Here is a 23,810-nt window from a genome sequence, read left to right as displayed (position 1 = left end):
CTGTCGCCGGAGGCGATACCCATTAGTCAGTAGATTCCGCAAGCGCGAGCGCCAATCCTGAGGCCCGGGTGACCTGTTGCGAGACGGCCTCCCTGAGCACCAGAGTATCCCCGGCAATCAGGCTGAACCAGTTCCGGGCCCGGGTAATGCCCGTATAGACCAGCTCTTTTGTCAGGACCGGGCTCAGGCGGTCTGGCAGCACCAGGCAGGTGTGGTTGAACTCCGAACCCTGGGACTTGTGCACCGTCATGGCGTACACGGTTTCCAGCTGCTGCAGACGACTGGGCGAGATCCAGCGGATACCGCCAGCGGTGTCGCTATCCGGAAACGCCACCCGCAGGGTATAGCGGGGCTCACCGGTGTCGGTCCGATCCCAGGGCACGTTGACGGCAATGCCAATGTCGCCGTTCATCAGGCCCAGGTTGTAGTCGTTGCCGGTAATCAGCACAGGCCGGCCCTCATACCAGCCCTCGGCCCGCGGGATCAGTTTTTCACCCAGTAACTGCCTTGCGATCCGGTCGTTCAGGCCTTCCACGCCCCAGGGGCCCTTGCGCAGGGCACAGAGCACCTGAAAGTCACTGAAGGCTTCAAGGAGCTGCACCGCCATCGCATCCCAGTCTTCGCGGGGGCTGTTTTCGTTCAGGCCATGATTCTGCAAGCGTTCGAGGTAATGGCGGTAACCAACTGGTGGTGGCAGGCTCTGGCCATTCACTTGCCGGCCCTGCCCGGCATTTCGGAATGCCTCGGGTGAGCCGGTGATGGCATGTCGACACACCAGGTCCAGGGTGTCTTCTGTGTCCCCACTTTTCGACCGGCTGTTAAGCAAAATGACATCGTCGAATTCTGCTTCCCGGATCTGGCGCAACACGCCGTTATCAAGCGCATTAGTATTCACTGCTTCGGCAAAGGCGCGGATACCGCTGTCCTCCCGGAACCGGTAGCTCTTGCGCAGCATGGCCACGGCCTGATCCATGGGTTGGCCGGTTTCGTCCACCAGTGACTCCGGTATCTCGCCTCCGGCCATGACGGCCAGCCACTGGGCCGTCTCCGGTGTGTAGTGGGCCTGCAGCGCCCGCTGGCACAGCTCTCCCAGAACCGCACCGGCATCCACGGAGGCCAGTTGGTCCTTGTCGCCCAGCAGGATCAGCTGGGCGTTGGCGGGCAGGGCATCGAACACCGATGCCATCAGATCCACGTCCACCATCGAGGCCTCGTCGATGACCAGGATATCCACCGGCAAAGGATTGTCCCGGTTATGGCGGAATTTGCGGGTATCCGGCCGGCTGCCCAGCAAGCGATGCAGGGTCGTGACCCTGGTAGGAATATCATTCAGGTCCACGTTGCCCGGCAGCTCGGCAAGCGGCAAGCGGCTGACCGCCCCACCGATCGATTCGTTCAGCCGGGCAGCGGCCTTGCCGGTGGGGGCGGCCAGGCGAATCCGGTATTTCCGACCCGCCCGCTCTGGGGATTCCCCGGCGACCGCCTGCAAGGCCGCCAGCAGGTTGACCACGGTGGTGGTCTTACCGGTGCCGGGCCCACCGGTGATAACGGCAAAATGGTTTCGAGCCGCCAGGGCACAGGCCAGTTTCTGGTAATCCACCGGTTCTGACGACTGAAACAGGGTGTCCAGCGCAAGAGACAGGGTGCGGGCGGGCAGGGATTCCGGGCCTGTCAGGGGCGACGGCAGAGCCAGCCGGTGCCGGATGCCGTCAGCGATACGTTGCTCGTAGCGCCAGAATCTCCGCAGGTAGAGCCGGGTCTCGTTCAGCACCAGTGGTGTTGTATGTGAGCCATCACTTACGGCGCAGGCGCCTTCCAGTATGATCAAGCATTCCGGCAGCGTTACAAGTGCAAGCACGTCGGCGGGCTTGGGCCGGTCCGGCTCGCTGGTGCCGGAATCGGTGAGCGGCTCCTGGACCGACTCCTCTGGCGGCAGTGACAGGGTATGCCCGGCATCGGCCAGGAGATTGCCCAGATCGACGCAGACATGGCCACGCCCCACCTGATGGGAGACCAGTGCCGCCAGCAGCAGGAGCAGTGGGTCCGGGCGTTCGCCCTGCTCTTCCGAGAGCTCCCGGATCAGCCGGGCAAACCCCACATCCAGCGCGCGGATCCACTCCGCCTGCTGCCAGTGCAGCAGCAGGGTCTCGGTTCTATCCGGGCTCGAGAGCAGATCGTTGATATCGAAGGTGGTATCACCGGCAGCGGGTACGGTCGGCGTTTCCGCAGCGATGTCCTCCGCGAACAGATCAATCTGGTGGTCGGACTTTCCGGTTTGGGAGCGGGAACGGCTCATGCGGCCACCTCCGCAACCGACTCGCCATCAAACAGGGCATCCAGTTGTTCAATCAGGGCTCTGGGCGGTTTGTCGGTGAAGGCGCCACCTGTGCTGGAATCAATGCCTCGCAGGAACAGATACACCGCGCCGCCAATGTGTCGGTCGTAGTCGTAATCCGGCAAACGGGCTTTAAGCAGCCGGTGCAGGGCCAGCAGGTAGAGCACGTATTGCAGATCGTAGCGTTTATCCAGGATGGCGTTGCCCATTGCCTGATCGGTATAGGCGCTGTCGTCTTCGCCCAGGGTATTGGATTTGTAGTCCAGCACGTAATAGCGCCCGTTGTGTTCGAACACCAGATCGATAAACCCCTTGAGCATCCCGTTGAATCGGGTCTCTTCGACTCGGGGACGGTCCGCGCGATTCAGGGTGTGCACGGTTACCAGCTCGTCGAGTTTGCGGATACTGACGTTGCGGCTTTCAAACCAGAACTCCAGTTCCGGGCGCAGGGTGATCAGGTCCGCCAGGCAGACGGTTTCTGCACCGGCCCGGTCGAGGCTCAATGGTTTGCTGATCAATGCCAGCAACCAGCGCTCCAGCGGCTCCACCCACTCGTTCCAGCCACGGGTCCCGCAGCGCCGAGTCAGTTGTTCATGAAGCAGCGGCGGGTTATCCACAACCCGCTGGAACCCCTGTTGCGTGCACCATTCCAGCAATTCGTGCAGGAAGGTGCCGGGTCCGGCGCCTTTCGGGAAGTTATGCTGGTTGCACTGGTTGGCCATTTGAGCCGGGTTTTCCTCTTCGTCCAAGGTACTTTCTTCCAGCAGGTTCTGGGTCTGGGCATCTTCCACCTCACCGGTAAACGCGATCCCGGTGCCGGTCATGCCGGTGTATTCGATGGAGGAGTAGCTGGCAATCCACCAGTCCTCTCTGGCCTCACGGGAAGAGACCATGGCCGGGCCAAGCGCTTCGGGCGCCGGTTCGTGGTAGTGCGTATCGTCCGGATCCGGTAACGGGGTTATCCGGATCTCTGCTCTGCCCTCTGCCAGTTTCCCCAGGCAATCGCTGATACGGCTTTGCCCTTCGCCGGCAATCAGGTAGCCCAGTCCGCTTTGCTGCCAGTTGTCCAGGGCCGCCGTGCCGACCCAGGTGGCGAAGCGGGCCCGGGTCAGGGCTACGTAGAACTTGCGGATATCCTCGCCGAGGCGCTCACGGTCAGCCCTGGCCACGTCGTCCGGCGACGGGTCGAACACGGTGACCAGCCTGCCCTGGTCATTGTGATAGCGCACGAAGGCCTGCTTTTCACTCTGGGCGCGAAAAGCTGTGCCAAAGGGCAGAAATACCAGCGGGTACTCCAGGCCCTTGGACTTGTGCACGGTGATGACCTTCACCAGGCCGGCATCACTCTCCAGCCGCAGGGTACGGTGTTCATCTTCCTCTTCGGCTGCACGCAGAATCTGGGTGTAGTGGTGCACCAGGGCATGCTCGCCGTCCAGTTGCAGGCTGTCCTGCTGCAGCAACTCGGCAATGTGCAGAATGTCGCTCAACCGCCGTTCGCCGTCAGGGCGTTGCAGTAACCGGCCTGGCACCTCGAAATCCATCAGGAAGGTTCGCAGCATGGGCAGTACACCCTGCTTCTGCCATTGCTGCTGGTAACCAATAAAACGCTCGATTTCCCGTTCCAGCACGAGCTCGTCGGTGAGCAGCTGATTCATGGCATGCCAGGACTGACCGAGGGTGGGTGTAGCGAGGGCCGCGCGGATATAGGCCAGCTGCCGGGGCTCGGCAAATGCCCGAAGCCAGCAGAGCATTTCCTGTGATTCCCGTGAGGTCAGCACCGAATCACGGTCTGACAGGTACACACTCTTGATACGTCGCTGGCCCAGAGCCTCCCGAACTGCGCTGGCCTCGTTGCGGTTGTTGACCAGTATCGCGATGTCTTTGGGGGCAACCGGCTCCAGATCCTCGGGATGATCGGGCCGCGCAAAACCGGCCTGCCCGGCCTGGCCCAGGGTCAGCAATTGGGCGATCTCACTGGCGCAGGTTTCCGCCACATCGGCGGTGGCAGTGCCCTTGGCCATACCTTTCGGATTGCCGTCCCTGTCCTCTTCCCCGGATTCGTGGGTCCAGAACACCAGGCTGGGCTGCACTTCCCCGTTGATCGACCAGCTTCGTTTGGTGCCATGGGCGTCCACACCCTGGAACGGCAGCGGTGAGGTATCGCCCTTGCCGAACAGGAAGGCGCCGTCCCGGCTGTTCTGGTCACTGTGTTCAAAGACCCGGTTAACCGCCGCCACCATGGTCTTGGCGGAGCGGAAGTTCTTACCCAGTGTGTAGGTGCGCTCTTTCACGCCCTGCCGGGCCTGCAGGTAGGTGTAGATGTCGGCACCCCGGAAACCGTATATGGCCTGCTTCGGATCGCCGATCATCAGCAGGCAGGTACCGTGATCGCCACCTGCCACGTTGTAGATGCGGTCGAAGATTCGGTACTGCACCGGGTCGGTGTCCTGGAATTCGTCAATCAGAGCAACGGGAAACTGGCGACGGATCGTCGCGGCCAGCTGGTCGCCCCGGGGGCCGTGCAGCGCATCGTCCAGCCGGGTGAGCAGATCGTCAAAGCCCATTTCCGAGCGTTTCTGCTTTTCTGACTCCAGCCGCTCGGCAATCCAGTGGCTGGCGTGGCGCAGAATGTCGGATTTGGCGTTGGGCTGGTTCTGGCTGAAATCCAGCAGCGCTCCGATGGCATCAAAGGCCGGGTGATGAGGGGCAGGATCATCGCCCTTGAGAATCTTGTCGAGCCCTTCGGGCGTCTGATTCTTGAAGCCCGCGGCGCTATCGATCTTTTCGGGCAAAAGGTCGTCCGATTCCGCCCAGGCAACCAGCAAATCCCAGACCTTGATCATGGCATTCTTGCTGGCGCCATGGAGTCGCTTGCTCTTGTTCAGATCGCTCAGCAGCTCGATGACGTCATCGCGCCACTGGCTCCAGGGGTGGGCTTTCAGAGACTGTGACTGTTCCAGACGCCGGCGGACCACCTGATCGATGGCTTTATGAACGCTCTCCGGGGGTGTGCCCAGGCTCAGGGGATCGTCAATCAGATTGCGAACACCCTGGCGCAGGTCCCCGGGGGTTTTCCAGTGGCTCAGGGCCTCGTCCATCAGCGCCGGCGGCAGAGGATAGACAAAGGTGCGCCAGTAATCCCGGGCGACCTCGTCCAGCAATTCGCTCTGGTCGGTTTCGAGGGTGAGTTTGAACAGGCTGCCGCTGTCGAAGGCGTGCTCGCTGAGCATGCGGTTGCAGAAACTGTGGATGGTCGATACCGCCGCCTCGTCCATCCATTCGGCGGCCAATAGCAGCTTCTTTCGGCATTCCGGCCAGCTGGCCGGATCCGGGTAGCTTTCATCCCGTAGCTGGTAGATCAGTGCCGTCTCCGCGGGTGGATTGGGCTCGTCGGGCGCGTCAGAAAACACCTCGGCGGCCTGGGTGAGCCGGGTGCGGATACGGTCACGCAGTTCCTTGGTGGCGGCCTCGGTAAAAGTGACCACCAGCAGGTTGGGAGGCAGCAGGTTCTGCAGAGGGCTGTCGGGCGACTGGCCGTGGCCAAGCACCAGGCGTACGTACAGAATAGCAATGGTAAAGGTTTTGCCGGTGCCGGCACTGGCCTCGATCAGAGCACTGCCGTTGAGGGCCAGTGCCAGGGGATCCAGGTTCGGATTCCGGTTGGTCATCTGCTCGGTCATTCCAGGCCTCCGATCTGATCTGCAGCCGATTTGTCCTGCTCGGCTTCCCAAACCGGCACGTAGAGCTGATGCAGCAGGGCTTCGAATTCACCGCTGGCCATCAGCAGCTCCGGTGTTTCAAAGGCTCCTCTCAGGTAACCCGTATCCCGCTCCAGAGCAATGGTATATGCCTGCTGCGCCTCTGATATGGCTCGTTCATGGTCACCGACGTACTTTTTGCTGCCGTAGAAACTGGTGATCCAGGCAAAGCCGGCCTCGCAGTGAATGGGCAGCGCCCGGGTGGTGGCGTCCATCCATCCGCTGAGCACCGTTTCGAACAACGGTCTGGCCCGCTCTGGATGCAATGGAGCAAAGCGGAATTTCCGTCCCTCCTCCTTGCCCAGAACCAGGGTCTCAAAAGGTTGACCGCCGAGCTGGCCTGCCAGATGGATCAGCCAGTCCCGCATCAGATTGGCATAGCGTACTTTCTTGCTGGATCCTGAACCGGTCAGCAGGCTGGAACTCGCCACCACCAGCCGGCACAGCTCTCCCTGGGCATTGCAGCGCAGGTTGTCGATCAGATCCGCGATTTCCACCGAACCCAGGGCGCTTTCAAACCGGTAATCAAAGGGCAGCGGTTCAGCAACCGCTTCCGGCCAGTCAGCCAGTGCGTTCTGGTAACGCTCGAACAGATCGGGCAAGCGCCCCGCCAGCTCGGAACGCAGGCGGTGTTCGGTCACGCCCATACCCAGGTCGCCGCGTCGCGCCATGCGGTCCAGAGTTGCCTGCAACCTATCGTGCAGTTCCTCGTCGCTGCTGGCTTTCAATAGCCCGTCCTGGATCAGCTCGTTGTCCAGGCGCCAGCGGTCCAGGCCGTCCAGCTCGAAATTTTCGTTGTCGGTGTCGTCGTCTTCAACATCCTCGAAGCGCACCTGCAGCCGGCGCTGGTAAAAGGTGTCGATGGGCTTTTTCAGGAAAGCCGCCAGATCGTTCAGACTGATGGGCTCTTCGGGTGCCTGGTAAGGTAGTGCCGACTGTGTCTGCGCGGCAGCCTCACCACCATGGGCACTGCGCCATTCCCGCTCGTAGGTGAATAACCGGCGTGCCTCCAACACCTCGGCCAGGGGACGGGGCGAACTGTTTTCCCCCTTTCCACCCGCCTCCAGCCCGTTGGCTTTCGGGAAATAGCTCCGGCTGAACGGCTGCAACGGGTGTTGGGTCGTCAGTGCCTCGATGACCCTGGTTTCGGGTTGCCCTGACACAGACCAGAGACTGTCCAGATGATCCTGAAGCTGCCCCACCAGAACCGACGGCGGCCGTTCCGAATCGTCCTTGATGCTGCGGCCGACCCAGCTGATGTAAAGCTGCTCCCGGGCAGACAACAGGGCTTCCAGGAACAGGTAGCGATCGTCTTCCCGGCGGGATCGGTCCCCCGGGCGGTAATCATGGGCCATGAGATCGAAATCCACCGGCGGCCGGGAGCGGGGATAGTCGCCGTCGTTCATGCCCAGCAGGCACACTTTCCGGAAGGGTATGGCACGCATGGGCATCAGGGTGGCGAAATTGACCTTGCCGGCCAGGAAACGCTGGTTCAGGCCGCCTTCATCCAGCCCCTCCAGCAGCACATCCTTGACGATGTTCAGGGGCAGGGTCTGTTCCTCAAGGCCCGCTGCCAGGGCGTCTTCCAGCCACTGCGCCAACTGGCGGCGGAAACGGTTCAGCAGCAACAGGTCGCTGCCTTCGACCTTATGGAAGAACTGCCCGAGCATCTCTGAGAACAGGCCCTCCCATTCGTCCGGTGTGCGATGGGTCTGCAGCGCCTGCCAGAGGGTTTCCAGCTGATGCACAAAGTCGTTCAGGCGGCCGGCAAGGCTGGCCTGCAGGCCCCCGATTTCCCCGAAGGGTTCCACACCGGCCCAGGGCTCATCGTCGCCCATGCCATAGCCCAGCAGCATCGAACGCAGCCCGGATTGCCAGGTGTTGCGCTCCAGCTCGGCGGGCAGGTCCAGGCTTTCCCGGTGCTGGCCGTGCAGACCCCAGCGGATATTGGCGCCCTCGACCCAGCGACGAGCCAGGGGGATCTCGTCTTCATTGATCCCGAAACGGTCCCGTATGCCGGGTACTTCCAGCAGGCTGATGATCTCACTCACCGCAAAACGGCTGCGGGGCAGTGACATCAGGGTTTCCAGGGCAATCAGCACCGGCTCGTGGTGGCGCTGGCCCTGGTCGGAAATGGTGAAGGGAATGTGGCGCTTCCGGCCCGGCTGGTAGCGGCCGAATACGGCCTGGATGTGGGGCGCGTACACGTTGATATCGGGCACCATCACGATGACGTCCCGGGGCCGCAGCGTGGGATCGACGTTGAAGGCGGCGAGAAGCTGATCGTGCAGAATTTCCACTTCCCGCTGGGGGCTGTGGGCCTCGTGGAACGCCAGGGAATGATCCCGCTGAATATCCAGTTGTCGTTGTTGCTGGCGGATTTCCTGGAGGGGCGTCAGGTTGTGGATATCGTTCTGCAGCTGATGCAGCAGGCGCGGTGCGTCCTCGTTGCCATGGTCCGAGAAAATATCAATTTTCTGGTCGGGGGTCTGGAAGCTGCCCCGGTACTGGTCCGGGTTGTCGAACTCGTCCAGCAGCCGGATGTAGTCCCGGCCCTGCTTGCCCCAGGCGGCCAGCAGTGGATTGGCGTGCTGGTGCAGCTGGTCCGGATCCTCAATGGCGGAAAGTGTCGGATGGGTCCTGCCCCGTTTGCGTTCGGCGGTGAGTAGTTCCCGGTCGCTGATGATGTCGGCCCAGTAGAACTGGCAGGGGTTGTGAACACACAGCACCACCTGACTGAACCGGCTCAGGACGTACAGGGCTTCCAGAGCTTGCCGTGGCAGCGACGAGACGCCAAACACCACGATCCGGGTTGGCAGCCGGGACGGGTTGGCCGGCGCCTGAAGTCGCTGGCCCTGTTCCATGAACCGGGTATGGATCTGGGAGCGGCTGGTATGAGCGTCTGCGCCCACATCCTCAACCAGCCGGCGCCAGAGCAGGGGCTGCCAGCGGGTTTCCGCATCCAACGACTTTTCCTCGGCCCGGGCCGTGATAATCACGTCCTTGCCCTGCTCCCAGGCAGCCAGCCAGTCGGCCCGGAACACCTGGTACTGATCAAACAGATCGGCCACCTTTTCGGCCAGCTGGAAATTGCGCAGGTCCGGATCGTTACCTTCCAGAAACCGGGCGAGCGGTGTAAAGGCCTCGTCCTGCCCCACCAGACGTGGCAATAACCGGTACAGCCGCCACACCAGCCGCCGTTTGTCGAAGGGCGACTGTTCCGGTACCTCACCGTCCGGAAGCACGGCCCGGTAGGCTTGCCAGATAAACCGGGCCGGGAACAGGAAATCCATACCGGCGGCAATCCCAAGGCCGCCCTCAAGGCCATCTTCGGTGCGCTTCTCCGCCAGCGCCAGCTTTAGCCACTGGGCAATACCGTTGCTCTGCACCAGGAAGGTCTCGCTCTCCAGTGGCGGCATGGGGTTGTGCCGACAGATGTAGACAACGGCCCGGCGCAAGTCTTCCAGATGGTTGGCGTGGATTGCGTGAAACCCGGGTTCGATCCTGGCGCGTTGCTCGGTGGGCTCGGTGGAGAGTGCGGCCATGAATTTCCTTGTCTGGTGTGCAGTTCAATCCTGTTGCTACAGGTTACCGTATGTGACCACAGATGCGGACTGTCTGAAACGTCTGATCTCCAAAAATCATAACGGCCCGTCGCGACAAACGGTGTCGTGAATTATCGGCAAAAGGGAGAAGCACTATGTGGACACTGATCACTGGCGCGGGGTCGGGCATTGGGCGGGCCCTGGCCCTGGAACTTGCTGCTCAAGGCCACGACCTGATCCTTGCAGGTCGCACCGTGTCGAAGCTGGAGGAGGTCGCGACAAAGCTCCGCGTGGAGGCGCCCGACCGTGAAGTGATGACGCTGGAAGTGGACCTTGCGGATCCCGAAAGCACCCGCAATCTGGCTCAACAGCTAAGTGATGCCGTCGATCATCTCTCAGCGTTCGTGTATTGCGCTGGCGTGGGTGAGCCGGCTGCGGATTTTGCCAGCCTTGGGCTCATCGATTTCCAGGAAGCCCTGGCCGTGAACGTGTCCGCGCCCATGCTGCTCACCCAATCGTTGTTACCGATACTCAAAGGGGGTGAACCCTCGTCGCGAATCGTGATGATTGGTGCGGGTATGGACAAGCATGCGCAACCCGGAACGGGCAGCTACGGGATCAGCAAGATGGCGCTGCGTCGGCTGGTGCGTCAGATGTCCGTTGAGTTCGACACCATGTCGGACGGGCCGGTTGTCAGCCTCTTTCAGCCGGGGCTGGTGGATACGCCGGGTATTCGAAGCCATATCGACAAGGCGGGCAAGTTAGATCTGCCCCACGCGGAGTGGCTGGCCAATCGTCTGACGTCGGGGGATTGCCTGAGTGCCGAACAGGCCGCCAGTGCCATCGTGTTTACGCTCAATCAGATACCGGAGAGCGATTTTCACGGGGCCGTTTTCAACGGCGCCGATCTGGTGGATTCGCTCTCATTCGCTGGAAGCTAGGGGAACGTCAAGCGGGCCCTAGAGAGGGACCCGCATGGTTTCGGAGCCGCTGTCAGGCATACCAATCATTTCATCGGTTCCAGTCGGCGGAATCACCTCGGTGCGCTCGACCTCGTATTCGTGGAAATGTTCTCGCACGGCACAGGCGCCGGTGAACATGACTGGCTTGTCGTAGGGGTCCGTCAGAACGTAGCCCTGACCCTCCAGATAGAACCGCACCATATAATAGCGTCCTTCCATCGAGACAATCTCCAACAGAGAAATCGTGTCGTGCTTGTGTTTTTTCAGTTCGCCAGTGTCCATGTGCATGGGAAGTCTCCCGCAGGTTTGTTGTCGTAAGGAAGGGTACGAACCGCTTTCCGTTACAGGTCATAAAGCGAGCAACTATGAGCAGGATTGATTTGGTGAAAGCCGCCGTGGACGAGCAGTTGAATGACAGCTACGACCTGCTGGCCATGCGGATGCTGTTCCCCCCGGACCGCGTGGAAGTGAAAATTGATCAGGAAATCAAAGATCTGTACGTGTATCCGGAAAGGCTCGATACCGGGTATCGCGACGAATGGCGAGCCATTGCTACCCGGGCCCTGTTCCGGAACGCCTTTGGCGATCACTGGCGGCCTGATGAGGAGAATCTGGAGCGCTACCTGGATTTTCTGAGGGATGAGGCCATTCCCCGCTGTGTTCACGATAATATCGAACTGTTTCGTATGCTCGGCGAGGTCCTTTCAATCGCGAGGTCTGACAACGCCATTGCCTTCCCGGATCCAAAGCGTCGGGCCCTGATGAAGATCATCTGGCCGGAGAAGGCGCGTCGGTGAGAGTAAGCTGGCTGGCGGAACGCGAATCCGGAGCCCTGATCCGACCGTATTGTTTAAAAGATGAACAATAGAGAGGTGCCATCATGGGTCACCAACACATCGTTTCCGGAAAGTGGCTGATTCCCGTGCTTCTGGCTTTCATTGGCTTCGCGGTTCTCGGGTCCCCACAGTCTGTGGCCAGTGACAAAGACGCAGAAATCCGCGACACCATCCTGCGCCAGATCGAAGCGTTTGCGAACAACGACGAGGAGCAGGCCTGGGCCCACGCCTCCGAGGGTATCAAGCGTCGATTCGGGTCGTCACAGGTGTTTGTCGATATGGTTCGTGAAGCCTACCCGGCGGTGCACAACGCCACGGCCATCGAGTTTACCCAGCGCGTGCCCCACGGCGCCTTTGAAATCCAGGTGGTGCGGTTGCAGGGGCCGGAGGGCAAGCGATGGGACGCCTATTACCGGATGGTGCTCACTGAAGGGGTCTGGAAGGTGGCCGGCGTGAGACTCCAGCCGGCCGAGCTGGGCATTTAACGGTATCAAACCAGATGGCGCCCACCATCCAGGGGCAGGGTGCGGCCCGTGATATAGGGGTTGTCCAGCAGAAACTGAAGCGTGGCGACAGCGACCTCAGCCCCCGGTTCTATTCCCATAAGCGACTTCTTCAGGGTTTTCTCCCGATACGCCTGGCTATCGCCCTGGTTGAACATGATCAGGGACGGCGCCACGGCGTTCACCTTGACCCTGGGCGCCAGTAGACGGGCGAACGACAGGGTCAGGTTAGTCAGGGCTGCCTTGCTGGCGGCATAGGCGATATGCTTCGCGCTGCCCTTCTCCACCACGTAGTCGGTCATGTGGATAATGTCGGTTGTCGAACCCTCCTGCTCCAGCATCGACCGGCACGCGAGGTTTATCCGGTAAGGTGTCATCACGTGAATCTGCATCATGGCGTTCATCACGTCTGCCGGGTCGGAGTCTTCGCTCTCTGGTATCCAGTCCGAGGCATTGTGGATAATGGCACGTAGCGTGTCCGTCCGGGATTTCAGGGCCTGGATGAAGTCATCAATGCCCGCATTCGTGGCAAAATCCGCATGGAGACACACTGCTCCCGCCTTCTGCAGCGCCTCGATGGCCGGTCGATAGGAGCGGTAGGTGACGATGATGGGCTGGCCGCGGTCAAGGCAGGCTCTGGCAAAGGCCAGGCCGATGCGTTGGCCGGCGCCGGTAATCAGGATGGGTGCGGTCATGGTGTTCTCCTGTAATCAGTGTCTTACCTACGTTAATGTCATGCCGACGGCTCAACGTGGTAGCGTCACTTTCCCGAACCATCTTGAAGGAAGATCAACCTGGCCATGTCACCGGCGAAGCGACAGAGCACACAACTGGCCACTGCGGATCTCGATAATCCGCTCTATTACCTCGAGAACATGGAAACCGTCCTTGGCTGGGTTCAGAGCCATCACGGTGACTTGCTGACAGCAGAAGAGCTGGATCGACTGGTCAGTTTTCATACCCTTTCAATGCCGGCCCGGGCCTTGCTGACCCGAATGGTGATGCGCACGGGCGATCTCTTCCGGTCGGACAAGCTCAAGTATCCGGAGCTCGGCGTACCAGAGGCCCGTGCCCTCGACGAAATCATGGAGGCAGGCTGGTTGGACACCGATCCTCTGCTCAGCCTGGATGAGCTGTTTCGGTTGTTCACGCTTGGAGAACTGCGTCCGGCCATGGAGCCGCTTTTAAAGGCGGCCGGAGAGCCCGCCAACCTGCCCAAAGGCCGGATGCGCGACGCTCTGCTTCTGCGATTTCCCGACCCTCTGATCGTTGCCGACTGGCTCGGCCAGCACGCCAGACCGGTTATCAGGCTCAAAACCATGGCGTTGTTTGACCGGGTGCGCCTGATGTTTTTCGGCAACCTCCGCCAGAGTTGGTCCGATTTTGTGCTGGTGGAACTGGGCCATCAGCAGTATGAGCCGGTGACCTTCACGCCTGATTCCCGGGCGTTCCAGTATCGTTCAGAGGTCGACCTGTATCTTGCCATGCACCAGTGCCGGGAATGGCTGGACCAGGGCGTACCCGCCCACGAGGTTTGGCAGGCGGTTCCGGCACCCTCGGATAACGCCTGGCTGACCAGCCGCCGGGACCGGCTGTTGCTGGAATTGGGCCGGCAGGCAGAGCGCCAGGGGGAACGGAAGCTGGCGTTGGAGGCTTTCGCCAGCAGCGGCCATCGGGAAGCGCGGCTGAAACAGCTCCGGTTGCTGGAGCGGATGAAGCGTCACCAGGAAGCCTGGGCCATTGCCTCCGAGTGGCAGAACCAGGAACTGAGCGATGCTGAAGCCCAGGGCCTGGCGCGGATTCTCAAGCGGCTTGCGAGCCGGCTTGGCGAGATACCGCCACCGCCCCCAGAGCAGCCGCTCATCCGGGAGATCACCTTCACCCTGCCGAAGCCAGAGGTCGGGTCGGTCGAATACGCCGTTCGGGACCACCTGTATCGGGACGAGGCGCCCGTGCTTTATGTGGAGAACACCCTGATCAACGGCCTGTTCGGCCTTCTGTGCTGGCAAACCATTTTTGCGCCGGTGCCGGGGGCCTTTTTCCATCCCTTCCATGTGGGCCCGGCGGACCTGACCCGGGAAGATTTCGTCAGCCGTCGGAAGGGATCGTTCGAGCAATGCTTTGCGCGGCTGGCGGATGGCAGTTATCGGGAGCGGATACTGGCGAATTACCGGGCCAAACAGGGCACCACCAATCCGTTCGTCATCTGGCCGGTCATCACCGAGGAACTGCTGAGCCTGGCGCTGGACTGTCTGCCACCGGCGGATCTGGAACGCCTGTTCCGTCGCCTGCTGTTGAATATCCGGGAGCATCGTAGCGGCTTTCCTGATCTGATCCGGTTTCTCCCCAATGCGGCTGAGCCTGACAAGCGTTATGAAATGATCGAAGTGAAGGGGCCGGGTGACCGTTTGCAGGACCACCAGATTCGTTGGCTCGAGTTCTTTGCGGTTGAAGGCATCCCCGCCAGTGTCTGTTACGTGCGATGGCAGGCGAGCGAGGCGATGGAATGACGGTGACAGTTGCCGTCCGGACTCTGTGCGAGTTTGCCGCGCGTAAGGGCGACCTGGACTTCCGCTATACCCCGGCACCCAGTGCCGAGGAGGGCATTGCTGGCCATCAGGCAATCCAGTCCCGGCGCGGCTACGGCTATAAAAGCGAGCATTTACTGACCGGTGAATGTATGGGGTTATTGCTTTCCGGCCGCGCCGATATCTATAACCCCCACCGAGGCCGGCTGGAAGAGATCAAAACCCATCGGGGCGACCTGTCCCGAATCCGTGAGCATCAGCGGGCACTCCATCGCGCTCAGCTGAGAGCCTACGGCGCGCTGTTGTGCCGGCAGGAAAACCGGAAAACCCTGGAGCTGGCACTGATCTATTACGACACTGGAAGAGACAAGGAAACGCCAGTGGTGGAGACCGCCAGTGCCAAAGAGCTCTGGCAGGAACTGGAAACCCTGTGTAGTCATTACAAGGCCTGGGCTGAGCAGGAAGAACATCACCGCGAGCAGCGCAATGTCCTGCTTTCAGGCCTTAGATTCCCCTTCCCCGCATTTCGCCCCCGGCAGCGCCAGCTGGCGGAGACGGTGTACAAAAACTCGGTAAAGTCCGGCACCCTTTTGCTGGAGGCCCCCACAGGCCTGGGCAAGACCCTCGGCACCCTGTTCCCGGCGTTGATGGCGATGCCAGCAGCCGGCCAGGACCGCCTGTTCTACCTCACCTGTCGCAATACCGCCCGTCAGCTGGCCATGGATGCGGTAGCCCGCCTGCGTTCGGCTCAAGCTGCCCAGCATTGGCCACTGCGAACATTGGAACTGGTCTCGAAAGACGATGCCTGCGAGCACCCGGACAAGGCCTGTCATGGCGATTCCTGCCCCCTGGCTAAAGGGTTTTTCGACCGGCTTCCTGACGCCCGGGCGGAAGCCGCCCAGAGCGAAGGCACGCTGGATCAGCACACTCTGGCGAAGATCGCCGCCGGTCACGATATTTGCCCCTACTTTCTGGCCCAGGAAATGGCCCGGTGGAGCGATGTGGTGATCGGGGATGTGAACCGGCTGTTCGATCAATCCGCCCTGCTCCACGGTTTGATTCGCCAGAACAGCTGGAAGGCCAGCGTGCTGGTGGATGAGGCCCATAACCTGGTGGACCGTGGCCGGGGTATGTATTCGGTTCGGCTGGATCAGCAGCGCTTACTGAGGATCAAAAAAACCGCACCGAAGCCGCTGAAATCCGCCATCGATCGCACCGCCCGCGCCTGGCAGAGCCTGATCCGGGATTACCAGGCTGATACAGAAAGCCCGGAGTTTCTGGAGACACTGCCGACGCAATTGCTGGGTGCCCTGCAGGCCATGGTCTCGAATCTGACCGATTACCTGGCCGATAATCCCCCGGATCTGGCCCTGCAGGAGCTGTTGTTTGAAAGCGTCGCCTTCATGAAGCTGGCGGACTCCTTTGGTGATCATTCCCTGTGTGAGTTCCAGCGCGCCGGTCGGGGGCGGGCCAGCCTGACCATCCAGAACCTCATTCCGGCGGATTTCCTGAGGGAAAGGTTCGAGGCGGCGCATTCGGTTCTGCTGTTTTCCGCCACCCTGAGCCCCGGTGTTTACTTCCGGGATTTGCTGGGGTTGCCCGAGGATTCCCGTTTTACCTCCTTGCCCAGCCCGTTCAGCGCCGACCAGCTGCAGGTGCAGTTCACGCCTGGTATCAGCACCCGCCAGGCTCACAGGGAGGCATCACTCAAACCGATTGCCGACCTGATCGCCCGCCAGTTCCGTGAGCGGCCCGGGCATTACCTGGCGTTTTTCAGCAGCTTCAAATACGCGAAGCAGGCCAGCGACGCGTTGGCGGAGCATGCGCCGGATATACCCCAGCGAGCTCAGCAACCGGGCATGTCGCCTCAGCATCGAGCAGACTTTCTGGCCGGTTTCCGGAACCCGGAGGGCAGTGTGGCGTTTGCGGTGTTGGGCGGGGTGTTCAGTGAAGGCATTGATCTGCCCGGCAATCAGTTGATCGGTGCCTTTGTGGCCACCCTGGGCTTGCCGCCGTTCGATGCCTGGCATGAAATCCTGAAGGGTCGCCTCGAAAAACGCTTCGGCGCCGGCTATGACTACACCTATCTGATTCCGGGGCTGCAGAAAGTGGCCCAGGCGGCGGGGCGGGTGATTCGCACCCCGGAAGACCGGGGGGTGATCTGGCTCATTGATGACCGGTTTCTGCAGCCGGCCATCAGCAGGTTTTTTCCGCGCTGGTGGTTTGCACAGGGCGACTCTGCCGATCCGCGGCCCGAGTCTTCAGAGACCGGTTAATCACTATGGTGTCTACAGGGCCTTCCTGTGCAATAGCCGACAGTGCCTGCTCAAGTGTCGCATTGGCGATGGCCTCATGATCCTGGGGCAGAGAGTTGACCGCCAGTGGAAGAAAGTCCAGCAGCCGGTCATCGCCGAAGGTCGCTATTTTCAGAGCCTTCGGAAGCGGGTCCGGCTGATCGAGCAGAACATCCAGAACCCCTTGAAGCAGTGTGAAAGAGGCTGTAACCAAGGCATCCGGCAAGCCATGGTCAGTCAGGATCCGACGCATCATTGCGGCACCGGAGGCGCGATCGTAGTGGAGGCCACTTTCTACCAGCGGGGCAATGCCGGCCTCATTTGCGGCCGCCAGAAAACCTTCCCGGCGCTCCCGGGTCATGGCGATCTCCGGCACGGCATCCAGCCAGGCGATACTGGCGGTTTTCCCTCCCAGCACAGAACGGGTCAGGATCTCGGCTGCTGAGCGGTTGTCGCTGACCACACATCGAATCTTATCCGGAGACTGGGCGCGATCAACAGCAATCACCGGTAGACCTTCTTTTTGCAGTTGGGGATAAAAGGGGTCGTCCAGGGCCAGAGCACTGGCAACAATCAGGGCGTCGCAGCGCCTTGCTTTCAGTGCTCGGGCCAGGGATTTTTCGGTCTCGGGGTCGTCATCAGAGCCGGCAATCAGGAGCTGATAGCCTCTCGCCCTCGCGCCCTGCTCAAGCAATTTGGCCAGGCGGGCATAACTGGTGTTCTCGAGATCCGGCAGAATAAATCCGAGGGTCCGGCTGGCCCCACCCCGTAGCGCTGCCGCCTGGGTATCTACCTGAAAGTTGTGCTTACGAGCCACCGTAAGCACTTTTTCGATGGTGTCCTGTTTGATGCGCCGTGCAGCCCCCTGACCATTAATGACATAGCTGGCCGTGGTTCTTGAAACGCCGGCAAGCCGGGCAAGTTCTACAAGGGTCATGGACGACAGCTCCGATTAAAAGATTGCTTGATTTCTGATCATATCTGTTTCACCATCGATTTTAAGCATGCTGACACGATTCAGCAAACAAAAACTGATACGCAGTATCAAAACAAAAAGCGAGGCAACCTCATGCTGACGCTAACTGCCAATGACGTTCGATTGGGTGCCACTGCCTCTGACTGGCAGGACGCACTGCAACAGGCTGCTCGAGACCTTGAGCGCGCTGGCCGGACTTGCCCGGAATACCTGGCTGGAATGAACGCCCGTGAACAACAGTCTTCCACGGTATTGGGCAACGGCATCGCCATTCCCCACGGTACACCGGAAAGCCGGGATGCCGTCCTTGAAACCGGTGTTCGCATTCTTCAATTCCCCGAGGGGGTCACCTGGCACGATGGTGCGCGGGTGCATGTACTGGTAGCCATCGCTGCACAGTCCGACGAGCACCTGGATATTCTCCGCCATTTGACCCGGGTACTGGATAAGCCAGGACTGGCTGAGAAGCTGGGCCATGCTACGGATGCCGCGGAACTGGTTGCCTTGCTTTCCAAAGCTCCGGCCGTTGCCAAATGCGACAGCGAGACGCTCTGTCTCGGAATAGATGCCTCCACACCGAACGAACTGGCCTTGATTGCAGCTGCACGTCTGCAGAGTTTGCGGTGCGTCGACACGGATTTTCTGGCCAGCATTGTCGGCCAACCGCCGGTGGATCTTGGTCAGGGCTTCTGGCTGACCCACCACACTGTTGGCGCCAGGCGCCCGACCCTTTCATTGGCAACACCAAAGCGTGCAACTGCGGAACTGCGTGGGGTGTTCTGTCTGGCCGGACCCGGTGATGAGTGCCATGACCTGCTGGAGCGCATCGATACTTTCCTGGCTGGTGATGAACCTATTCAGGGCCTGAGTGCTGAGGCCTTGTTGGCAAGGCTTTCCGGCGAGGCGGCCGATGCAGTGACGGCGAAAGTCACCCTGTTGAATACCCATGGCCTACACGCGCGACCCGCCAAGCAACTCGTCCAGGAGGCGCGTCGCCACAATGCCAGTATTCGGTTGCGCCTGTTGGAAGGCGAAGGTGCCGCAGTATCCGCTACCAGCCTGACTCGGGTGATCGGCCTGGGCGCCCGCAGGGGCCAGACGTTGGTGCTTTCGGCGACTGGGGATGACGCAAGCCAGGCCATTCAGTCTCTGACCAGCGCCATTGAAGGCGGCCTGGGTGAAAAAGTTTCTCCATTGCGGTCTGCGGGTCCGCAAACCAAGGTGCCTGAAGCCGAACAGGCTCCCGCACTGACGGATGATCAGCCGGTTAAAGCGGTTGCCGCATCTCCCGGACTGGCGCTGGCACCGGCTTTCGTCATGCGACAGCCGACCCTTGAATATCCGCAATTTGCAGAAGATAGCGAACAACAGATCCAGCGCCTCAACCAGGCCGTCGATAGTGCTGACGGTCAGCTTCGAACCCTGATCCGTCAGGCGGAAGGCGGCGAAGCCGCGCCTATTCTCTCGGTACACGTGGAAATGCTTCAGGACGAAGATCTCTACCAGGCTACGTTGGAAGCGATCAACGAAGGGGCGTCCGCCGAAGCAGCCTGGTGGAAAGCCATAGATACCGCGGCCAGGGCCCAGGAAGCGCTGGCGGACCGTTTGCTGGCCGAACGTGCCGCGGATCTGCGGGATGTTGGGCGCCGGGTCCTGTCCAACCTCTGTGGCGTGGCCATGCCGACGCCGCCGGACACTCCTTATATCCTGGTGGCTGACGATCTCGGGCCATCGGATGTGGCTCGGCTGGATACCACCAGGGTGCGTGGCCTGGTCACAGCCCGCGGGGGAGCGACGTCCCACAGTGCAATTTTGGCCCGAGCCCTGGGGCTGCCTGCGGTCGTAGGTGCCGGTGAGCGAATACTGACAATCCTGAATGGCTCCGATCTGGTGGTGGATGGCGAACGGGGTTGCCTGGTGCCGAACCCCGGGGCCGAACGCTGCGAGAAGATCCGTCGCCGTCTGCAACAACTGGACGCGTTGCAGGCCGAAGCTCATGAGAACCGCAATCAACCTGCTACCACCGTAGATGGCCATACCATCGAAGTCTGCGCCAATCTCGGCAACACCGCCCACACCCCGGATGCTGTTGAACGGGGCGCCGACGGTGTTGGCCTGCTTCGAACCGAGTTCATTTTCATGGCCCATCCGGAAGCGCCGGATCTGGCCACTCAAGTCACTGAATACCAGCACGCATTCGATGCCCTGGACGGTTTGCCCCTGGTAGCCCGTACCCTGGATGTGGGTGGCGACAAGCCGCTGGATTACTGGCCGTTACCCCAGGAAGACAACCCTTTTCTGGGCATGCGTGGCATCCGCTTGTCACTGACCCGCCCGGACATTCTGGAAACCCAGGTCAGGGCCCTGCTGACTGCGGCAGGTGATCGCCCCCTTCGCATCATGTTCCCCATGGTGAAGGATCTCGAGGAGTTCCGAGCAGCCAGGGCCATTGTTACAAAAGTCCAGAGCGAGGTTTCGGCCAGTAATGTTCAGGTCGGCGTGATGATTGAAGTGCCCTCCTGTGCCTTGCTGGCTTCGACCCTGGCGCCGGAAGTGGATTTCTTCTCGATAGGTACCAATGACCTGACCCAGTACACACTGGCCATCGACCGCGGCCATGGGCAGCTCTCCGCGGAATCGGATGGACTGCACCCCTCGGTATTGCGGCTGATCCGGATGACCGTGGAAGCTGCCCATGCCCACAACCGTTGGGTCGGGGTGTGCGGGGAGCTGGCCTCAGATCCCCAGGCGATTCCGGTTCTGGTCGGGCTGGATGTCGACGAACTGTCTGTGACCAGTCGTCGGGTGCCCCTGGTGAAGGCCTGTATTCGCGGTCTGAACCTTGAAAACGCCCGACAACAGGCTGAAAAGGCGCTGTCTCTGGCGACGGCGTCCGAGGTACGTGATGCCCTGGAGGCCTGGTGATGGCCCGTATCCTGACAATCACCCTGAATCCGGCTCTCGATCTGAGTGTTGAAACGGCGCCCCTCGCTCTCGGAGAGGTAAATCGCACAGGTCATACCCTGATGGAGCCGGCCGGAAAAGGCATCAATGTAGCTCGGGTGCTGGCGCGTCTGGGCCATTCGGTCACCGTTGCAGGGCTGTTGGGAGACGCCAATGCTGCGCCCTTTGAACGTCTGTTTGAGGCAGAGGGCCTGCAGGACAGTTTTGTACGCGTTCCCGGCCAGAACCGAAACAACATCAAGATTGCTGAGGCTGGCGGCCGGGTAACCGATCTGAATGGCCCCGGTTTCCGGGTCCCGGATGACGCAGTTCAGCGCCTTCAACTCCGCCTCAAATCCCTGCTGCCGGAATGCGACGCGGTGGTCATCGGAGGCAGTTTGCCAGATGGCTTTCCGCCTTCTGGATTGGCAAACCTTGTCGAGCAAGCTTCCCAAGCAGACAAACCGGTATGGCTGGATACCAGTGGCGCGGGCCTGAAGGCCGGCATCAAAGCTGGTCCCTACGCCATCAAACCCAACACGGACGAGCTGTCTGACTGGGCCGGCACACCCCTGAAGGATTTGGCCTCAGTGGCAGCTACGGTTGACGGCATCCGTGCCGGTGGCGTGTCCGACGTGGTGGTATCCATGGGTGCAGACGGCGTGTTCTGGTCGTCACCGGCCGGCATCCTGAGGTCCCGGGTACCCCCGGTCTCGCTGGTCAGCACCGTGTGCGCCGGCGATACCTTGCTCGCAGGCATGCTCCATGGCGTGCTTGGTGGACAGTCTGAAGACACAGTGTTGGCGTTCGCCACGGCTTTGTCTGCCGAATGTGTGCAACACATTGGTGTCGGAGACCCCGGGGCCCCGGACTTTCCCTCCCTTCTCCAACAAACCCGGGTGCAGCCATGGCCCGGGCAAAACAACACCGGAGAGATACGGTTATGAATCTGATCATTGTGACCGCCTGCCCCCAGGGCGTGGCGACTCGTTTCCTGGCCGCCCGGGCCCTTGAGCGGGCGGCGAACCGGCGCGGCTGGTCTGTTACCACCGATACTCGAGGCCCGGATGGTAAAGCCGACAACAAGCCCAGCGAAGCGGCAATCCAACAGGCCGATCTTGTTATTGCCGCGGTCGGTGTTCCGGTAAATCTGGATGTCTATGCCGGCAAACGCTTGCTGCAGATTCCGGTCACCGCTGCCCTGCCAGACCCAGACGCCATCCTTTCCCGGGCGCAGGCGGAGGCCACACCCTGGGACCCGGCAATGGCCAGTCAGGAATCTATAGCAACCAGTACCGCTGTCGGCAGTACCTCTGCCGGTAAGCGGATCGTTGCCGTTACTGCATGCCCCACTGGCGTCGCCCATACCTTTATGGCGGCAGAGGCCCTGACCGCCGCGGCGCAATCCGCTGGCCACAAGATCCGTGTAGAAACCCAGGGCTCAGTTGGCGCCCAGGATCCTCTAACTGCCAAAGAAATCGCCGCTGCCGACGTGGTGATCCTGGCCTGTGATATCGAGGTGGACCCGGGACGCTTTGCCGGCAAGCGCGTGTGGCGGACCTCGACCGGTGCCGCCCTGAAAAAACCCTCCGATACCATCCGTGATGCCCTGGCCGAGGCCGTGGTTTTTGAAGGCGGCCAGCAGAAAGCTACCAGTGGTGCCGGAAGCGGCGAAAAGCGGGGCCCCTATAAGCACCTGCTCACCGGCGTGTCCTTTATGCTGCCCATGGTGGTTGCTGGCGGTTTGCTGATCGCCCTGTCCTTCGTATTCGGGATTGAAGCGTTTCAGGAGGAAGGCACGCTGGCTGCCGCCCTGATGCAGATTGGTGGTGGCACCGCCTTCAAACTGATGATTCCGTTGCTGGCCGGATACATCGCCTGGTCGATTGCCGACCGTCCCGGCCTGGCGCCGGGAATGATCGGTGGGTTTCTGGCGGGCGAACTGGGAGCCGGATTCCTCGGCGGTATTGTTGCGGGTTTTCTCGCTGGTTATGTAGCGCGCTTTATCAGCCAGAAACTGCCAATGCCCGAGAGCATCGAATCACTGAAGCCGATCCTCATCATTCCCTTGCTGGCCAGTCTGGTTACCGGCCTGGGGATGATCTATGTGATTGGAGAGCCCATGGCTGCCATCATGGGCGCCCTGACCGGATTCCTCGAGGGCATGGGAACGACCAATGCGATCCTGCTTGGTGGCATTCTGGGCGCCATGATGTGCTTTGACCTGGGAGGGCCTGTCAACAAGGCGGCCTATACTTTCGGCGTGGGACTGCTGTCTGAGGGCAGCGGCGGCTCGGCACCCATGGCTGCCATCATGGCGGCAGGAATGGTACCGGCTATCGGCATGGGTGTGGCGTCTTTCATCGCCCGGCGAAAGTTTGCAGAGGCGGAACGCCAGGCCGGACGGGCATCATTTGTCCTGGGATTGTGCTTCATCTCGGAAGGTGCAATACCGTTTATGGCAAAGGATCCGTTGCGGGTTATCCCGGTGTGTATGATCGGTGGCGCAATTACCGGTGGTTTGTCGATGCTGTTCACCGTCAAGCTGATGGCACCCCATGGCGGGCTGTTTGTGCTTGCCATTCCGAACGCGGTGAGTGCGGTATTGCCCTACCTGATTGCGATTGCGGTGGGATCACTGGTGATTGGTTTCGGTTACGCGTTGCTGAAAACTGGCAAGGCGGAAGTGGCGACAGCGGTAAGCTGAAAATGTAAAAATTGCGGCCCTCAGGCGAGGGCCGCAATTAATCAACCGAATACAAAAAACGCCAGCTTGTTGCCGTCCGGGTCTTTCACATAGGCGCCGTAGAACTGGTCCGGGATTCGCTGCCCGGGCTCACCGTCGCAGGTAGCACCAAGCTCGATCGCTTTCTTGTACATGGCATCCACATTCTCTTTGGAACCCGCGGGAAGGGCGACCATATTGCCGTTGCCGGGATGGTTGGGTTCTTCATTGAAGGGAACGCACACCGCGAGCATGGGGGCACTCATGCTTTTGCCGATAAAAGCGATGCGGCCCATGTCCAGAAGCACCTTGGCCCCCTGGTCGCTTAACAAATCGGCATAGAATGCCTTTGCTCGTTCCATATCACTGACGCCAAGGGTGACGTATCCGATCATACTCTTTCTC

At 60.9% G+C, this 23,810-nt stretch carries 15 protein-coding genes; 8 read left to right on the top strand and 7 right to left on the bottom strand.

All coding sequences use genetic code 11. The features are described from left to right. Positions 1-22 precede the first annotated feature (22 nt). From recD to recC, 3 genes are read right to left on the bottom strand one after another with little or no spacing between them, the layout of a single operon-like run. Positions 23-2,296, bottom strand: a complete 2,274-nt coding sequence (gene recD / locus BM035_RS05675) for an exodeoxyribonuclease V subunit alpha (protein WP_092030648.1) — start codon at positions 2,294-2,296, stop codon at positions 23-25. Further along, positions 2,293-6,015 carry an exodeoxyribonuclease V subunit beta gene (gene recB, locus BM035_RS05670; RefSeq protein ID WP_092030646.1) on the bottom strand — a complete coding sequence of 1,241 codons (3,723 nt, stop codon included), beginning with the start codon at positions 6,013-6,015 and terminating at the stop codon, positions 2,293-2,295. Before recB ends, recD begins: the two co-directional genes overlap by 4 nt. Next, complete coding sequence (gene recC / locus BM035_RS05665) at positions 6,012-9,638, bottom strand: exodeoxyribonuclease V subunit gamma (protein ID WP_092030645.1); 3,627 nt, start codon at positions 9,636-9,638, stop codon at positions 6,012-6,014. Before recC ends, recB begins: the two co-directional genes overlap by 4 nt. A 155-nt stretch (positions 9,639-9,793) precedes the next feature. Between recC and BM035_RS05660 the strand changes: the two genes are divergently transcribed. Beyond that, entirely contained in the window at positions 9,794-10,579 is a 786-nt protein-coding gene (locus tag BM035_RS05660) for an SDR family NAD(P)-dependent oxidoreductase (RefSeq protein WP_053113407.1), read from the top strand. An 18-nt stretch (positions 10,580-10,597) separates the two neighbouring features. Here the strand turns inward: BM035_RS05660 and BM035_RS05655 are convergent, their stop codons facing one another. After that, positions 10,598-10,888, bottom strand: a complete 291-nt coding sequence (locus tag BM035_RS05655; protein ID WP_053113408.1) for a DUF6482 family protein — start codon at positions 10,886-10,888, stop codon at positions 10,598-10,600. Between the two features lie 77 nt (positions 10,889-10,965). On the opposite strand from BM035_RS05655, the gene BM035_RS05650 reads away from it, so the two are divergent. Together BM035_RS05650 and BM035_RS05645 are read left to right on the top strand one after the other, a co-directional pair. Continuing rightward, complete coding sequence (locus BM035_RS05650; protein WP_053113409.1) at positions 10,966-11,397, top strand: hypothetical protein; 432 nt, start codon at positions 10,966-10,968, stop codon at positions 11,395-11,397. An 83-nt stretch (positions 11,398-11,480) separates the two neighbouring features. Then, complete coding sequence (locus BM035_RS05645; protein ID WP_092030643.1) at positions 11,481-11,921, top strand: DUF4864 domain-containing protein; 441 nt, start codon at positions 11,481-11,483, stop codon at positions 11,919-11,921. A gap of 5 nt (positions 11,922-11,926) precedes the next feature. Here BM035_RS05645 and folM read toward each other — a convergent pair whose 3' ends face one another. Further along, positions 11,927-12,634, bottom strand: a complete 708-nt coding sequence (folM, locus tag BM035_RS05640) for a dihydromonapterin reductase (RefSeq protein ID WP_092030642.1) — start codon at positions 12,632-12,634, stop codon at positions 11,927-11,929. 105 nt (positions 12,635-12,739) lie between these two features. Between folM and BM035_RS05635 the strand changes: the two genes are divergently transcribed. Together BM035_RS05635 and BM035_RS05630 are read left to right on the top strand one after the other, a co-directional pair. Then, positions 12,740-14,449 (top strand): VRR-NUC domain-containing protein, encoded by a 1,710-nt coding sequence (locus BM035_RS05635; RefSeq protein WP_092030640.1) that lies wholly within the window; start codon positions 12,740-12,742, stop codon positions 14,447-14,449. Next, on the top strand, positions 14,446-16,743 hold the full coding sequence (locus BM035_RS05630) for an ATP-dependent DNA helicase (RefSeq protein ID WP_227507856.1): 2,298 nt from the start codon (positions 14,446-14,448) through the stop codon (positions 16,741-16,743). Before BM035_RS05635 ends, BM035_RS05630 begins: the two co-directional genes overlap by 4 nt. On the opposite strand, the gene cra is transcribed toward BM035_RS05630, so the two are convergent. Next, positions 16,664-17,698, bottom strand: coding sequence for a catabolite repressor/activator (gene cra, locus BM035_RS05625; RefSeq protein ID WP_053113413.1), 1,035 nt, complete (start codon positions 17,696-17,698; stop codon positions 16,664-16,666). The genes BM035_RS05630 and cra overlap by 80 nt on opposite strands. Before the next feature lie 132 nt (positions 17,699-17,830). Between cra and ptsP the strand changes: the two genes are divergently transcribed. The 3 genes from ptsP to BM035_RS05610 are packed head-to-tail and all read left to right on the top strand — an operon-like array spanning position 17,831 to position 23,387. Beyond that, positions 17,831-20,662, top strand: a complete 2,832-nt coding sequence (gene ptsP, locus BM035_RS05620) for a phosphoenolpyruvate--protein phosphotransferase (RefSeq protein ID WP_092030827.1) — start codon at positions 17,831-17,833, stop codon at positions 20,660-20,662. Beyond that, the gene (gene pfkB / locus BM035_RS05615) at positions 20,662-21,627 is read left to right on the top strand and encodes a 1-phosphofructokinase (protein ID WP_053113414.1); all 966 of its coding nucleotides are present in this window, start codon (positions 20,662-20,664) and stop codon (positions 21,625-21,627) included. Before ptsP ends, pfkB begins: the two co-directional genes overlap by 1 nt. Then, entirely contained in the window at positions 21,624-23,387 is a 1,764-nt protein-coding gene (locus tag BM035_RS05610; RefSeq protein ID WP_053113415.1) for a PTS fructose-like transporter subunit IIB, read from the top strand. The genes pfkB and BM035_RS05610 overlap by 4 nt, the downstream gene beginning before the upstream one ends. 41 nt (positions 23,388-23,428) lie before the next feature. On the opposite strand, the gene BM035_RS05605 is transcribed toward BM035_RS05610, so the two are convergent. Beyond that, positions 23,429-23,800 carry a VOC family protein gene (locus BM035_RS05605; RefSeq protein ID WP_053113416.1) on the bottom strand — a complete coding sequence of 124 codons (372 nt, stop codon included), beginning with the start codon at positions 23,798-23,800 and terminating at the stop codon, positions 23,429-23,431. Positions 23,801-23,810: the final 10 nt, after the last annotated feature.

The organism is Marinobacter sp. DSM 26671 (genome assembly GCF_900112835.1).
GTDB classification, from domain to species: Bacteria; Pseudomonadota; Gammaproteobacteria; order Pseudomonadales; family Oleiphilaceae; genus Marinobacter; species Marinobacter flavimaris.
This window is presented reverse-complemented; position numbering and strand designations above follow the sequence as displayed.

What these genes read in the sequence shown, in the direction of transcription:
- BM035_RS05660 (WP_053113407.1), top strand. Translation starts at nt 9,794, where the DNA reads ATGTGGACACTGATCACTGGCGCGGGGTCGGGCATTGGGCGGGCCCTG.
- recD (WP_092030648.1), bottom strand. Translation starts at nt 2,296, where the DNA reads ATGAGCCGTTCCCGCTCCCAAACCGGAAAGTCCGACCACCAGATTGAT.
- BM035_RS05655 (WP_053113408.1), bottom strand. Translation starts at nt 10,888, where the DNA reads ATGCACATGGACACTGGCGAACTGAAAAAACACAAGCACGACACGATT.
- recB (WP_092030646.1), bottom strand. Translation starts at nt 6,015, where the DNA reads ATGACCGAGCAGATGACCAACCGGAATCCGAACCTGGATCCCCTGGCA.
- recC (WP_092030645.1), bottom strand. Translation starts at nt 9,638, where the DNA reads ATGGCCGCACTCTCCACCGAGCCCACCGAGCAACGCGCCAGGATCGAA.
- BM035_RS05630 (WP_227507856.1), top strand. Translation starts at nt 14,446, where the DNA reads ATGACGGTGACAGTTGCCGTCCGGACTCTGTGCGAGTTTGCCGCGCGT.
- ptsP (WP_092030827.1), top strand. Translation starts at nt 17,831, where the DNA reads ATGCTGACGCTAACTGCCAATGACGTTCGATTGGGTGCCACTGCCTCT.
- folM (WP_092030642.1), bottom strand. Translation starts at nt 12,634, where the DNA reads ATGACCGCACCCATCCTGATTACCGGCGCCGGCCAACGCATCGGCCTG.
- BM035_RS05650 (WP_053113409.1), top strand. Translation starts at nt 10,966, where the DNA reads ATGAGCAGGATTGATTTGGTGAAAGCCGCCGTGGACGAGCAGTTGAAT.
- BM035_RS05645 (WP_092030643.1), top strand. Translation starts at nt 11,481, where the DNA reads ATGGGTCACCAACACATCGTTTCCGGAAAGTGGCTGATTCCCGTGCTT.
- BM035_RS05635 (WP_092030640.1), top strand. Translation starts at nt 12,740, where the DNA reads ATGTCACCGGCGAAGCGACAGAGCACACAACTGGCCACTGCGGATCTC.
- cra (WP_053113413.1), bottom strand. Translation starts at nt 17,698, where the DNA reads ATGACCCTTGTAGAACTTGCCCGGCTTGCCGGCGTTTCAAGAACCACG.
- BM035_RS05605 (WP_053113416.1), bottom strand. Translation starts at nt 23,800, where the DNA reads ATGATCGGATACGTCACCCTTGGCGTCAGTGATATGGAACGAGCAAAG.
- BM035_RS05610 (WP_053113415.1), top strand. Translation starts at nt 21,624, where the DNA reads ATGAATCTGATCATTGTGACCGCCTGCCCCCAGGGCGTGGCGACTCGT.
- pfkB (WP_053113414.1), top strand. Translation starts at nt 20,662, where the DNA reads ATGGCCCGTATCCTGACAATCACCCTGAATCCGGCTCTCGATCTGAGT.